This window comes from Butyrivibrio hungatei NK4A153 (assembly GCF_000424465.1).
Classification (GTDB): Bacteria; Bacillota; Clostridia; order Lachnospirales; family Lachnospiraceae; genus Butyrivibrio; species Butyrivibrio hungatei_A.
Genome location: NZ_AUJY01000024.1, coordinates 25,502 through 40,299 on the forward strand (window position 1 = coordinate 25,502; position 14,798 = coordinate 40,299).

11 protein-coding genes and 1 rRNA gene are annotated in these 14,798 nt (G+C 40.1%); all 12 read right to left on the reverse strand.

Annotated features, from left to right (window positions below; all coding sequences use genetic code 11):
• Positions 1-21: 21 nt before the first annotated feature.
• Positions 22-1,374, reverse strand: a complete 1,353-nt coding sequence (locus G628_RS0109790) for an SLC13 family permease (protein WP_027209031.1) — start codon at positions 1,372-1,374, stop codon at positions 22-24.
• 141 nt (positions 1,375-1,515) lie between these two features.
• Entirely contained in the window at positions 1,516-3,159 is a 1,644-nt protein-coding gene (locus G628_RS0109795) for a hypothetical protein (RefSeq protein WP_027209032.1), read from the reverse strand.
• A gap of 121 nt (positions 3,160-3,280) precedes the next feature.
• The gene (locus tag G628_RS0109800; RefSeq protein WP_051199132.1) at positions 3,281-4,192 is read right to left on the reverse strand and encodes a tyrosine-type recombinase/integrase; all 912 of its coding nucleotides are present in this window, start codon (positions 4,190-4,192) and stop codon (positions 3,281-3,283) included.
• Complete coding sequence (locus G628_RS0109805; protein WP_026668033.1) at positions 4,179-5,468, reverse strand: diaminopimelate decarboxylase; 1,290 nt, start codon at positions 5,466-5,468, stop codon at positions 4,179-4,181. Before G628_RS0109805 ends, G628_RS0109800 begins: the two co-directional genes overlap by 14 nt.
• A gap of 14 nt (positions 5,469-5,482) precedes the next feature.
• Positions 5,483-7,717, reverse strand: a complete 2,235-nt coding sequence (locus G628_RS0109810) for an ABC transporter substrate-binding protein (RefSeq protein ID WP_027209034.1) — start codon at positions 7,715-7,717, stop codon at positions 5,483-5,485.
• A 157-nt stretch (positions 7,718-7,874) separates the two neighbouring features.
• A complete protein-coding gene (locus G628_RS0109815; protein ID WP_026654534.1) occupies positions 7,875-8,552 on the reverse strand; it encodes a uracil-DNA glycosylase in 678 nt (225 codons plus the stop codon).
• Positions 8,553-8,574: 22 nt separating this feature from the next.
• Positions 8,575-9,336 (reverse strand): imidazole glycerol phosphate synthase subunit HisF, encoded by a 762-nt coding sequence (hisF, locus tag G628_RS0109820; protein WP_027209035.1) that lies wholly within the window; start codon positions 9,334-9,336, stop codon positions 8,575-8,577.
• 13 nt (positions 9,337-9,349) lie between these two features.
• Positions 9,350-9,967, reverse strand: coding sequence for an imidazole glycerol phosphate synthase subunit HisH (hisH, locus tag G628_RS0109825; RefSeq protein ID WP_027209036.1), 618 nt, complete (start codon positions 9,965-9,967; stop codon positions 9,350-9,352).
• A gap of 53 nt (positions 9,968-10,020) precedes the next feature.
• Positions 10,021-12,390 carry a hypothetical protein gene (locus tag G628_RS0109830; RefSeq protein ID WP_027209037.1) on the reverse strand — a complete coding sequence of 790 codons (2,370 nt, stop codon included), beginning with the start codon at positions 12,388-12,390 and terminating at the stop codon, positions 10,021-10,023.
• Complete coding sequence (locus tag G628_RS18165) at positions 12,387-13,205, reverse strand: hypothetical protein (RefSeq protein ID WP_027209038.1); 819 nt, start codon at positions 13,203-13,205, stop codon at positions 12,387-12,389. The genes G628_RS0109830 and G628_RS18165 overlap by 4 nt, the downstream gene beginning before the upstream one ends.
• A 117-nt stretch (positions 13,206-13,322) precedes the next feature.
• Positions 13,323-14,228 (reverse strand): chemotaxis protein, encoded by a 906-nt coding sequence (locus G628_RS0109840; protein ID WP_026654527.1) that lies wholly within the window; start codon positions 14,226-14,228, stop codon positions 13,323-13,325.
• Positions 14,229-14,500: 272 nt separating this feature from the next.
• Positions 14,501-14,798, reverse strand: a 23S ribosomal RNA gene (locus tag G628_RS0109845); the annotation flags it as partial.

A 14,798-nucleotide genomic window follows, 5' to 3' on the forward strand; every position in this document is an offset into this window, starting at 1 on the left:
CATTCCTCCTGAATATTACTATTATAAGTATATTACAAAAAGATATATTGTTGAAATGATCAAAACCAAAACTGTTGCAGGAGCAAGTTTTTTGCAATAGCGTCCCCATGTTACGGGATGTCCGTTCTTAGCCGCAACAGAGGTACCTACTACATTTGCAGATGCACCGATAGGTGTTGCGCTTCCGCCGATATCTGTACCGATAGCAAGTGCCCATGCCAGCGTATTTATAGGCATTCCCGAAGCTGCCGCAAGATTCTTGATAACGGGAACCATCGTTGCCGCAAAAGGAATATTATCAACGAACGCACTTGCAATTGCTGAAACCCAGATGATAATCGCTATCATCATTTTGCTGTTACCGCCGCTGATGTGTTCGATAAATGAAGCAATGATATCAAGAATCTTTGTTTCTTCCAAGCCGCTTACAACGATAAACAATCCTATGAAGAACACAAGTGTCTTGTAGTCGACTTTCTTAATGATCTCTTTTGCATTCTTGCCTGCAGTCAAAAGTGTAATCACCGCGATAAACAATCCTATCGTTGCAACTGTAAGATGTGTTGAACCATGTGTTATAAGAAGCACTACCGCGCATCCGAAGATCACACTGCTAACAATGAAATCTTTCTTATTAGTGATTGCTTCCGACGGATCGGGCAATTTACTCATATCAATTTCTTCGTCACTTGTTGATACAAGCTCTTTTCTGAATGCGAAATACAAGAAGATAACAGATACGACCAGACTTATTCCGGCTATAACACCTGTATTTGTAAGGAAATCAAAAAATGACAATCCCAAGGATGTACCGATTATGATATTCGGAGGATCTCCGCACATTGTCGCACTTCCGCCAAGGTTGGCGCAAAATATTTCCGACAATATCATTGGTACGGGATTAAATTTAAGAAGCTGCGCAAGTTCTACAGTCACAGCTGCCAGAAACATGATAACGGTTATACTGTCAATAAACATTGAAAGTACCGCTGCCATTATTGTAAACGTGATAAAAATCGAAATGGTCTTACATTTGACCAAGAAAGCTATCTTCATGCAAAGCCAACGGAAAAACCCCGCTTTGGCCATTCCTTCAACCATCAGCATCATTCCTGCGATAAAAAGGATTGTTGCCCAGTTGATTCCCGCACTCTCCGACTCTTCGATCTGATACCAGAAATCACGGGTAAAAAAGTCCTTAAAGGCAAGTGTATTCAGTATAGCTTTGATGTCCCCCATACATATACCAAAGACGACGACAAGCGTCAGAATACCGCTGCCCAGTGTAACATAATGCCTTTCAATCTTGTCCATAACGATCATAACGAACATTCCGACAAAGATGATGACGGCAAAAATCTGTGCTGCTAACAAAGTATGTCCTCCCACTAATTCTTTTATCTGCCAGGCAAGCCACACCCCTATGGGTAATATGCCTGCCTGCCAAAAATAATCCTTCAAAAGAATAACATCTGGAGAATTTTTATACAATACTTTATTGTTAAAAAAATCACACTAGGACAATTTTATTATTTTAGATACGACACCGTCATCATTATAGTACAATCTTAACTTCTTAGCGCCACTCTTAATATAATTCTCAAAATCCGCTTTGGTCTTTGTAGTATCGTCTTCTACATATTCAAAATTGTCTGCAAGCTTATATTCAAAGGTACTCTCTCCCTTTACTTCTTTTTCGGCCTCACTTTCATCATCACTGATCGGCACCCCTACACAATTTACTGATAAGATGTCATTTGCGTAACTTGCCTCAACATCAATATAATTCTCAGTTGTAGGAATATCATCAATGACATTTACTTCGCCACTTCCCGTTATCTCAAGATACTTCACCTTGAGCATTCTGTAATACGGCCTCCAGCCTACATCATTGATATCATATCTGACATATTCCGGAATCATCATATATACATTATCTCCGATCTTGGAAACGGCATTATTCGGCACATTCATCCAAAAACCGGATTTAGCGATAGGGCAATTCGCAAATTCATTTACTACAGTCTTGATATTATCTTTATCTTCATAATAGATTAAAGGAGCTTTTTCATTTGCATCCTTTTTGTTCTCGTAATATTCCTTTCCAATAGAGTATGTTCCCTTACTATCATCCACTTTAATCTGCCCGTCGGAAGTAATGTACATATTACCATCATCCGATACCACATCGCTCGTATTGTCATACAACACTTCAATGCTATTCTCCGCTCCTTCCTTTGCAGAATAGATTATTCCTGCATTATAAAATGAAGCTGAGCCCTCATAATCGCAATAATGCACGTATAAAGTATCATTATCTTTCAGTATATCTCTAATTTCCCATGAAATAAGAAATTCATCGCCGGCAACCTTTTTCGGATTTGTTTTTCCAAGACAAACTTCTTTATTTGTTTCCGGATCATATTCGTAAAAGATATCCTCTTCATCCCCATCTATGCAGTAATATAGTTTGCCGTCCAAAAATTCCGCTGCAGAATAATAATCCTGTGTTTCCTTTGACATCAGCTCTTTATCATCTTTATATACGTTCAGATGATTTACATTTGCTTCCTCCGGCTTGTCAAAGACATTGACAACAATTGCCCCCGTCTTTTCATCAATACTTAATAAATCGCCTGCTATATCTTTAGAATGGTCAACTTCCCTGGTATCAATATTTACTCTGTATACAGTATAATCATTATTCTCACCGTCATACTTTTTCAGGTAGAAAAATCCATTGGCATAATACAGTCCACCAAATCCATCATCCTCCATAAAGACTTCCGTACTCTTTGTGGCAGGATCATAGATACAGAGTTCTGACTTCTTGGAATAATTCGAATATAAATTTCCTGCCCCCATTATCAGACCATTCTCACAAAGGTTTGATTCTGAAAAGGTATCCTCATCATATCTTCTATAAAAGACTTTCCCGTTTATACTCACAAAATATGAGCCGTTTCCGATAACTTCATCGTTCTCATGTGCTTTGCGTACTTCTAAGTCTCCTTCGTCTTCCTGATTACCACTATCTTCCGTTCCTGATGACGCCTCTTGTGTCACCTGTTCTTCCGACTTCGGAGCTTCACTTGTTTTAGCGCATCCGTAAAAGGTTATTGTGACCAGCATTAAGGCAACTATTAATCTTTTCCTCATATTTTTCTCCCTGTCTTATGATTTAGTAGTTTAATTGAAAAACAATTTACCACAATAAAAAAGAAAGAGGACTTGTGTTACTCACAAGCCCCCTTTTAATATCTATTGATATTTTAACACATTATCTGATTCTTGCCCATTCATACGGATCTTTGGGCGTATTTTCTTTATTTACATACTTAGACAAAGTATTGCTCGGAGAAAAGCCCATCATATCCTGAATGGCTGAAATTTCCGCACCGTTTTTAACAAGATGTGCCGCAAAAGAATGTCTTAATGAATGCGGCGAAATATCACTGCTTACACCCGCTTTCTGTGCATAGAATTTAACAATCTTCCACACGCCCTGGCGGCTAAGCTGCTTACCGTCGCAGTTAAGAAAGACATATCCTTTGTCTTCTCTTTTTCCAAGTAATGCCTTTCTGGCCTCAAGAAGATAAGATGTCACAGCACTTCTTGTCATCTTTCCATACGGAATAACACGGTCGCCTTCCTCTGATTTCATCTTCGGAAGAATAATACACCCAAGTCCCATATCAATATTACTGAGTTTGAGCGAAATAATCTCCGAAACTTTAAGTCCCGTGGAATAAAGCATCTCAAGGATTGCCTTATCTCTTACTCCCTTCGGACTGTCACTGAATTCCTGATTCAAAAGATCCAAAGTCTCTGTATCGGAAAGAATTCTCGGAGTCTTTTTGGACACAGAAACAGAAGGACTTTTTATGACCTCCGCAGGGTTATCCGGGATATTTCCGTTCTCAACAAGAAATGCAAAAAAATTCTTGATTGTCGTGTTATATCTTACTATTGTAGACACAGCCATCTTCTTTTCTTTTAAAAGAGCCTGGTACTCCGATATAATATCCTCTGTAACTTCAGTTATATTATGTACTCCGCGTTCTTCAAGAAAGCGAACGAACAACAGAGCATCATGTTTGTATGAACCAACCGTGTTTTCAGAATAATCTTTGACGCTTTTAAGGTACTCGATAAATGCGTCAACAAGACATTCCATTTCAGATTTTACCATCTACCAATTCACCTAATCTGCTGTACACATCAAGGCAGTCAAGTGTTGCATAATAATCCATAGGAGTCTCGGCTCTTCGGATAAGTTCAACACTACCGTCCTCTCTGAGAAGCAATTCCGCACTTTTTAGTTTACCGTTATAGTTGTAGCCCATTGCATATCCGTGGGCACCTGTATCATGTATATAGATATAATCTCCCATATCGATCTTGGGAAGTTTTCTGTCAATTGCAAATTTATCGTTGTTCTCGCAAAGTGAACCTGTCACATCATAAATGTGATCGCAAGGCTCATTCTCTTTTCCGAGAACAGTGATGTGATGATATGAGCCATACATAGCCGGACGCATAAGATTTACCGCGCAGGCATCCACACCAATGTACTCCTTGTAGATGTGCTTCTCATGAATAGCCTTAGTTACAAGTGCTCCGTAAGGTCCCATCATGAATCTTCCCATCTCTGTAAAGATTGCTACATCATCCATTCCTTCAGGTGCAAGGATCTTGTCATACTGCTCCTTAACGCCTTTTCCGATAACATGGATATCATTAGGCTCCATATCGGGTGTATAAGGAATTCCAACACCGCCTGAAAGGTTGATAAATGCAATCTTTGCGCCTGTAGCTTTCTGTACTTCAACCGCAAGTTCAAAGAGCTGTCCGGCAAGCTGAGGATAATACTCGTTTGTAACCGTATTACTTGCAAGGAATGCATGAATTCCGAAACGCTTTGCGCCCTTACTCTTAAGAATCTTAAATGCTTCGATAAGCTGATCCTTTGTCATTCCGTACTTGGAATCGCCGGGGTTGTCCATGATTCCATTACTCATCTTGAACACTCCGCCCGGATTAAATCTGCATGATATTGTCTCAGGGATCTTTCCGAGTGTCTTCTCAAGGAAAGCAACATGTGTGAAATCATCAAGATTTATAATTGCTCCGAGCTTGTCTGCAAGTACAAACTCCTCAGCGGGCGTATCATTTGACGAGAACATGATCTCACTTCCTTCTGCTCCAACCGCCTTACTGAGAATAAGCTCTGTCTTGGAGGAACAATCGAATCCGCAGCCGTTGTTTCTAAGTATGTCAAGAAGCACAGGATTCGGATTGGCCTTAACGGCAAAATATTCCTTGAATCCTTTATTCCATGAAAAAGCGTCATATACAGCCTTTACATTATTTACAAATCCTTTTTCATCATAGATATGAAAAGGTGTCGGATACTTCTTTACGATATCTTCAATCTGTTCTTTTGTTACAAATGCTTTCTTCATAATTTCCTCCGAAAAAATCAACTATTTTCATTTATATAAACTGTGACTCTGTTTTGGATTATATCCGCCACTTCCTCTGCTGTCTTTTGGCCACAGTAAAATGCCGAAGCTTCTTCAGCAATTATATTGGTAATTTCATTATTCATACAATCCAATGAATTTATTGAAACTGTATAATCATAAAACTTGCTCACTTCCTCTTGAGATAATGGTTTCATTTTCACCATTACATGATTTATCTGATCCCATAGCTGAGCGCTCTCATCGTCATCGCTTTTTTCCTTTGTAGCTTCCTGCAGCTCTTCTTCAAATTTTTGTTTTACAGTGGAAAATCCACTATAAGAATCATCTTTGTCCGATAATATAAGTTCTTTTACAAACTCAAGTGCAATATCCTTATGAGCTGTGTTGCTGTTTACAGCATATAATTCGCCGTTTATAGAAGCAATATTTTCTCTGCTGTTATTTGGATAGCCTACAAGCTCGATGTCGTCATTAAATACAAGCTGCTTAAGTCTTGCATATTCATTGAGATTTGAAAAAAGTTCTCTATAGTAGATTCCTTTATCCTCGGCATAGCTCTTATCTATTTCTGCAAGATTGCTGTGTCCGCTTGCTTTATCCGGAAACTTATTTATAAAGTTCAAAAACTCAATAAACTCAGGATTTTTAAAATCACACTTTTTCTCATTCCAATCAATACACTTATCCGCATAATGCGGCATAAGTAAATTGCCATAAGATTTATTATGATTGGAGCCAAAAGCTTTTTCGTAATCAGTACCGTTGCTCTTTATAAGATCATCAAGCTCTTTATATGTAAGTGATCCCTTTCCCTTGGCAAATTTTGCTCTGACAGCACATGTTGCGACTTTAAAAGACGGCATAAATGTATACATTTTACCATCATATTTCATCATCTCGGCGATATTTGGAAGAAGTTCTATTCCCTCCAAAGCACCGCCTTTATCAAATTCAGGTGTAAGATCAAGAAAAATTCCCTTATCAACGTACTTTTTTACATTTCCGTCAACATTTATAATATCGGGCGCTTTTCCGGATATTATATCCATATCCAGTTGCTTTCTTGCTTCTTCCTGTTCATCGTCCGAATATAACTTAGAATAATCAATAACTTCTATTTCATACTTGTCATTTGACCTGTTAAACTTCATTACTTCGCTTTGAACATCCGGCTCAAGCCACATGGTTCCCAAAGTAATTGTAGTCTTATCCGAAACTTCATCGGGATTTTCTTTGGTAAATCTTAAAAGAGAAGTATCATCACCTGAACCTACCGGTAAATCTATAATAAAATCGGTATCACTCAGTGCAACAGCTTGCCACTTGTTTCCGCCCACATACTCTGTTGCCGAATCGATGTTTGAAGCTCTGAAGTCAAGCAGTTTATTCTTTTCTCCGGAATCAGGATCGTATTTGTAGACTCCGTCAGTCCATAAAGCAAATAAATTACCTGCTTTATCTGTAAAAAAAGAATACCGAAGCGTATCACTTATACCACTAAGCGCTTTGTCAGCCGTTTTCTTTTCAAGATCGATAATTACATTGGATTCATCGGTTCCTTCATGGTATATCATCAGGATTCGATCACCCGATAACATTATAAATGAATAAATAATACCGTAATCGTCGTAATCACCGATAACTTTTTTATCAACAAGCATTCCAAAGCCGTTTTTATCATCATATGTCTGAATTCCGTTTGGAGTACATGATACAAGACCGTATTTTTCACTCCACGCCAAACCGCTTATTTCAGAATTCCCGCTGAATTCTTCGGAAACATCCGCTTTAAAAAGCTCTTTTCCCGTAGGATCAAACTTACCAAGAAAAACTTTATCTTCGCCGGAAGACTTATCCAAACATTGCAGATACGCGTTTCCTTCTCCGTCGAACGCACAAGCTGTTATATCACAACCTGTATCAAAAGCCTGTAGCTGTGTGCCGTCAGGATTAAATGAAATGCATCTGCCCTTTCCGTCTTTGGAATTGGCAGCAAGCATGATCTTTCCATTTACATAATCGGCAGAAACAATATCTTCGCCATCAGCAATAATACCTTCAAGGTCTTTCTGTTTAAAAACATGTTCCTTATCAACCTCTCCGCTTTTGGAAACAGCGCTGTCTCCAACAGAAGAACTATTCTTATTTCCGCATCCGGAAAAAGACGTTACACCTAAAGCAAAAACGATGATGCAACATGCAATTCGTTTTAATTCCCTATTTCTCATTATATCTCACTAAAAATGTCTGCTTTACCAGTTAATTAATTATACGAATGCGAATTCATTTACCACTTTAACATGGTAGTGCATAAAAATGCAAGAAAAAAATTATATCGAAAAATCGATTTTCTTATAGAGAAATACTGACTTTATCAATATTTCCTCAGATATCCTCAATTTGCCAATCAATCGGCTCCATGCCATTCTGCTTCAGGAACTCATTAGCCTTGCTGAAATGTTTGCAACCAAAGAAGCCTCTGTATGCAGAAAGTGGACTCGGGTGAGGTGCCTCGAGTATCAAGTGCTTAGGATTATTGAGCATACTCTTTTTCATCTGGGCAGGTCTGCCCCAGAGCATATAAACTACCGGTCTGTCCTGTTCGTTTACTTTTCTGATAATCGCATCGGTAAACTCTTCCCAACCTCTTCCTTTATGAGAGTTAGCGGCATGGGCTCTTACAGTCAAAACGGTGTTGAGCAAGAGTACACCCTGATCCGCCCATTTTTTCAGATAGCCGTTATTGGGAATCTTGCAGCCAAGATCGTCATTTAATTCTTTATAAATATTCACAAGAGACGGCGGCGGATCTGCCTTACCGGGAAGCACCGAGAAAGAAAGTCCGTGAGCCTGTCCGGGCTCATGATACGGATCCTGCCCAAGGACAAGAACCTTAACTTTCTCAAGCGGTGTCAAATGAAGTGCATTGAATATATCCTCTGAATCGGGATATATAACATGAGTACTGTATTCTTCTTTTACAAACTCAAAGAGTTTTTTGTAATAATCTTTATGAAATTCGTCGCTCAATGCCGGCAACCAGTCATTTGAGATCATTGCCATTGTAGTCACAACCTTCTTTCTTTTATAGCCTTACTGAAACGCCTTTGTTCCTTAAGTACTTCTTTACATCACATATCTCAAGTTCCTTGTAATGGAAAAGAGAAGCCGCAAGAGCCGCATCTGCCTGGCCTGTTGTAAGTGCATCATAGAAGTGCTCCATTGTTCCCGCTCCGCCTGAAGCAATTACAGGAACATCAACAGCTTCCGATATCTGTCTTGTAAGCTCTATATCATAACCGGCCTTGGTTCCGTCGGCATCCATACTTGTAAGAAGTATTTCTCCCGCTCCAAGCTCAGTTACTTTTTTTGCCCATTCTACGGCATCAATTCCCACATCGATTCTTCCGCCGTGCTTATAGATATTCCAGCCTGAGCCGTCTTCTCTCTTTTTTGCATCAATCGCAACCACAACGCACTGGCTTCCGAATTTGTCGGCAGCTTCAGCAACAAGCTCCGGCCTGTCAATTGCAGCGGAGTTCATCGAAACCTTGTCAGCACCTTCTCTGAGGATTGCCTTAACGTCATCAACTGTTCTGATTCCGCCGCCAACGGTAAAGGGAATGAAAACTTTTTTGGCAACTTCCCTGACCATGTCAGCAACGGTGGCTCTTCTTTCATTTGATGCGGTTATATCCAGGAAAACAAGCTCATCTGCGCCGGCCTTGGAATATGCTTCTCCAACGGTAACAGGATCACCTGCATCCTTCAAATTTACGAAATTTATTCCTTTTACAACCCTGCCGTTATTAACATCGAGACAGGGAATAATTCTTTTTGTATGCATACCTGTTCCCTCCTTATACCGCCAAAAAGTTCTTAAGTATCTGCATTCCTACCTCAGAGCTCTTTTCAGGGTGGAACTGGCAGGCAAATACATTGTCTTTTTCAACGGAAGCTTCAATGCGAACCGAGTAGTCGGTTGTCGCTGTAACGATGCTCTTATCTTCTGCCTGAAGATAATATGAATGAACAAAGTATACATACGATTCGTCATCGAGTCCCTTAAAGAGTCTGCCCTCTCTTGGGAAAGAAAGGTTATTCCAGCCTATATGAGGCACTTTGTAATATGTTCCTTCTTTATCTATATTGGGAATTCTTACGATTTTTCCACGCAAAATGCCCAGGCCGCTGACTCCCTCCGATTCCTCACTTGAATCGAACAAGAGCTGCAGTCCCAGGCATATTCCCATAAACGGAATGTTCTTATTTATCACCTCTTTTATAGGCGCTTCCATTCCGTATTCCTCTATTTTTTTCATTGCATCGGAAAAAGCTCCGACACCGGGAAGCACAACGTGATCTGCTCTGTATATTTCTTTCGGATCTCTGGTGATGACAGTATCGGCGCCCAAATACTCAAAAGCCTTTTCAACGCTCTTTATGTTACCGGCATCATAATCAATAATTGCTACCATCAGGCATCAAACCCCTTTCAATACTTTCGATGCCTTCGGTGACAATATGCAGATCATTCTTCAAACATCCCTAAAACTTCCATGATTCTGATAGTATAATCTCTGTCTTTCTTAATGGAATTGATCTCATTGATATCTTCCTCAGAAAGACCATAGTTCTCTGAAAGCAACGATTCTATACTATCGTACACGCTAGTCACTTGAATTTCAACATTAAACTTTGTTGCCTCTTCAAGCAGGCCTTCTTTATTACGTTCTGCCATAAGGAGCATATCAAGAGCTTCAACGTCCTTATTCATGGACTTGTAATTCTCGTATCCGTTGAGATATCTCTCTGCCCATGCGATCACTCTTGACCTCTCATACATGGTCTTCTGCTCAGTTGTCATTGTTTTTCCATGAAAGAGCTTATATGCACCTATGAAATCACTCTGAACATATGCAAGCTTAGCTTTATCCGTCGCAGTTTTGACGGGAAGTATAAGCGCCGGAATACATACGAGAATTCCAAGGCTTGCCGCAAAAACTCCGGAAACAACAATTTTCTTAGGCGCTATAGCCTTACTTGGCGAAGTAGGTTCTTCCGGAGCCTTAGGTTTCTTTTCTTTCTTAGGCTTCTTTTCCTTCGGAGGCTTCTCCTTCTTAGGCTTCTTCTCCTTAGGCGGTTTCTTTGCCTTCTCTTTTTTCTTCTTCTCTTTCTTTGGCTTTGGAGCTCCTGCCTCTCCAAGCTCAGAAAGAACCTTCTGATTCTCATCGGTAAGGCTTGCAAGCCCTTCCGTACCGAAGTCTTCAAAATCATCGTCTTCTTCGGTAAGTACTCTCAGAAGTTTTTGTAAAAAGTTTTCTTTGCGGTGCTTTCTGTGCTTGCCATGCCCGTGTTCTTCAGCATTATCTTCATTTTCCGGAAGATCCATGTCAGGGAGTGCCGAAATTGCATCAAGCGCAAGATCCGTTCCAAGATCGTCAAATCCCGTTTCGGTAATCGCATCAAGAATATCTTCTTTGCTGATTTCCTCTTCCTGAGGTCCAATTTTCTGATCAAGATGCGCCGTATCTTCAAGCGACTCAACTTCATCGTTGGCAAGACTATTCATAAGAGCATCGAGATCCGGCATAGAAACATCTTCGGAATCCTGCATTATCTCTTCTGCAGATATTTCCTGCGGTTCATCGCCAAGAATCTTGGCAACTTCTCCCTCAGTTGTCTCATATGACTCAGTCATACCGCCAAGAAGCTCATCTAAGTTCGCTTCAAGATCGTTAAGATTAATATCGTCTTCTGAAATTTCATCAAGTCCCACAGGGGAATGATGCTCATCTTCTTCTATAAAGCCAAGATCTGTAGCGGATACACTTATTTCTTCGTTATCGGAAGCTCCCTCATCACCGGGTGTTTCCAATGCATCCACTGCATCTCCTTCATTTGATGCATCTGCAGTCTCAGGTGTCGAACCATCCGCATCAGCGCTTCCTTCACCTGTAAGTTCATCCATGTTTAAAAGACTTTCAAGTTCAGAGAGACTGTCTTCCGAGACCATCCCGTTGGCCCCTTCTTCACTTGAAGGTTCCTCTGAAGGAGCACTTTCTCCGCCTGCTTCCTCACCTGCTTCCGCGTTTGATGCTTCTTCATTAGGTGTTTCTTCATTTGTCTCATCGATAGTAAGATCATCAAGACTTTGCAGATCAAGTACATCATCAGATGAATTCGGCTCACCTACTCCCTCTGCCTTTCTTTCTCTGTCGATGATATCGCTAAGGCTGCTCTCCTGTCCGTCAGGCGATTCCATCAAACTTCCTCCCGGCATATCGTCGAGAAGATCTGTAAGGATTTCTTCAGGAGTCTGATCTGCATCAGATTCTTTTTCCAGAATTAAATTATTGTCATCCGGAAGATCCACCTCCGGAGCCATTTCCGCCAAAGCATCGACAAGCTCCGAATCATCTATGATAGGGACTGTCTCCGCAACTTCAGGGATAACAATATCTTCCTGCGCAGCTTCCTCACTGGCCGAAACATCATTCTGCCTGTCAGCTTCATTTTTTTCCGCATCGGCAATTGCCTCATCCAAAGCAATCTCTTCCGCATCACGAACATCTTCTTCCGTCGGTTCATTTCCAACTGTAAATGTCGGGATTTCCGGATCTGTGGGCTTTTGAATATCGTCAAGAAGACTTGCAAGCGAATCGTCAATCAGTTCATCTCTGTCGGCTTTATCCATAAGCTCGCCGACTTCCGCAATTTCCTTATTACCGGTTGAATTATCTATGAGCGCACCAATATCCTCCGATTCACTGTCAAGCAGTTCAGCGGAGTTCTCACTGTGGGCTTTAGAAGACATTCTGCTAAGTGCCGATTGAGGATTACTATTTGATTTTGCTGAATTCAACAAGCTGTCGAGATATTCCTCATCACTAGACTTCATAGTCCTTTACTCTCCTGCATAATATAGTTAACAGAATTCATTTTGATTGATTCCGTTTTATCCTCTATCTCCGGGATGTGCTGGTATAACCTCTCATGAACCCTTATGAGATGTGCTTTCTTATTTATAAAAGTCACTTTCTCAAAAGGCCATCTGACAACAGTCGGATACTCAAGTCCGACACCAAGTTCAAGAACAAGCAAATTGGAATTTAATGTGTTCGTCAGATACTTCTTGTAAATATCCCAATTGCCAAGATATGCACTCTCATTGTATTTAATGTTATTATATTCCTGTCTCTTCTGATTAAGATAAAGCTCTTTTCCGTTCATAACAGGTTTGGGAAAAGAAATATCGCCTGAAAGAACACCGTTATCCGATACGATAATATCGTGAATCTTATTTACAAGAGACATAAATTCTTCGCATTTATCGGCACTGTATAGTTCACCGTCCGATTCATCGTTCTGAAGATACATGCAATTACCGCATGGATACACGCTTTTTGTTGGATCAAATCCGAACAAAAGTGCATCCTGAAAGCAAATATCACTTACAAGAAAATGCTTTTTATCTCCAATAAGTTTTTTGAGTCCTTTATATGCACTCTCAATTCTCTCATCGGAATTGTAATATGCGTATTCATATTCGATCACGGGTAAAAGCCATTCATTGCCTTCTTTGCCCGAATACTCGATTATCTCTTTATATCTATCGTCATTTTTGAGTCCGTTCTTGACCCAATTCCATTCATTTCCTATTCCGATTAGGACAAAATCTGCTTTTTCTATCTGCTCTAAAAGTGTTTCAGCCATTATATTTTAGAAAACCTTTGCATTTTATGAATAAATTAAAACACTCCCCTTATTGAGACAGTCACTGAAAACTCGTTTCATAACTGAGCCAACAAAGGGAGTTCAAGTCAGTACGTATCAGCGTGCACTTGGTGCATTTACAAGTTCATCGATAACAGCAACGAGATTTCCGATCTCAGGCTTTGAAAGCTGTCTGTCAGCACCCAAAGATTCGCCTTTTCTTCTCATCTCTTCGTTAACCAAAGAAGAGAATATGATAAGCGGAATCTTCTTAGTAGCATCATCGCTCTTAATAAGCTTGGTAAGTCTGTGTCCGTCCATGATAGGCATCTCGATATCGGTAATGATGCACTTTATATCATCAAGAGTTCCTTTTTCCTTACATGATTTAATGTAATCATAAGCAAGCTTACCATTTTCGAAGTGGATTACATTGTTATATCCGGCCTTATTAAGTGAATCAACAATAAGTCTGTTAAGGAGCTGTGAATCCTCTGCAAGAACGATCGGCACCTCATTTCTGGGTCTTGTTCCGATTTCTTCAAGAGCATCCATATTAAGTCCTGTATTAGGGTTAATATCAGCAACAATCTTCTCAAAATCAAGAATAATAATAAGCTGATTTTCAAACTTTATAATACCTGTGGAGATACTCTCCTCAGTTTTAGAAATTGTAGCATTTGGCTTAATAATATCAGCCCATGATACTCTGTGAATACCAACAACCGCATCAACATGGAATGCGATATCGAGCTTATTGAAGTTTGTAATAATAAATAATCCACCGGGCTGAGAAGCACCACGCTGTAAACAGTTCCTTAGGTCAATCGCCGTAATCATGGTGTCACGTGGCATGAATATTCCTTCAATACTCGGATGAGCATTAGGTACCGGTGTAACCTCCTGATAGACAATTATTTCCTTGATCTTAGCAACATTGATTCCATAGCAATGGTCATCAATCTTAAACTCAAGGACCTCCAATTCATTAGTTCCGTTTTCAAGCAGGATTTTTGATTCCATTCTCTCACCTCACGTGTAAATATAATAGATTAGGATTTTTCGCTTAGAAAGATTCAAAAAATCGAAAACTATCAGATTAAGTATATCTTTAATTAGTATAGCATAGTTTTCTGAAAATAAATACAAAAAAACTAAAAAGACGGGCAGTTGACCATCTTTTTAGTTTTCATTAATAACTTTTTTATACTTTAAATTAATAATTAAAAAAAGATTTGCACTTTCAAAACCGAACACTGAATTATCTCTTCCAGATTTATCTATACACCTATCTTTTGGATAAGCCCTCGACCTATTAGTACACATCAGCTGAACATGTTACCATGCTTACACCTTGTGCCTATCTAACCTCGTACTCTACAAGGGGTCTTACTGCCGAAGCAGGGATATCTCATCTTGAGGGGGGCTTCACGCTTAGATGCCTTCAGCGTTTATCCCGTCCGGACGTGGCTACCCAGCCTTATGCATCTGGCGATGCAGCTGATACACCAGCGGTCCGTCCATCCCGGTCCTCTCGTACTAAGGACAGCTCCTCTCAGATATCCTACGCCCGCGCCGGATAGGGACCGAACT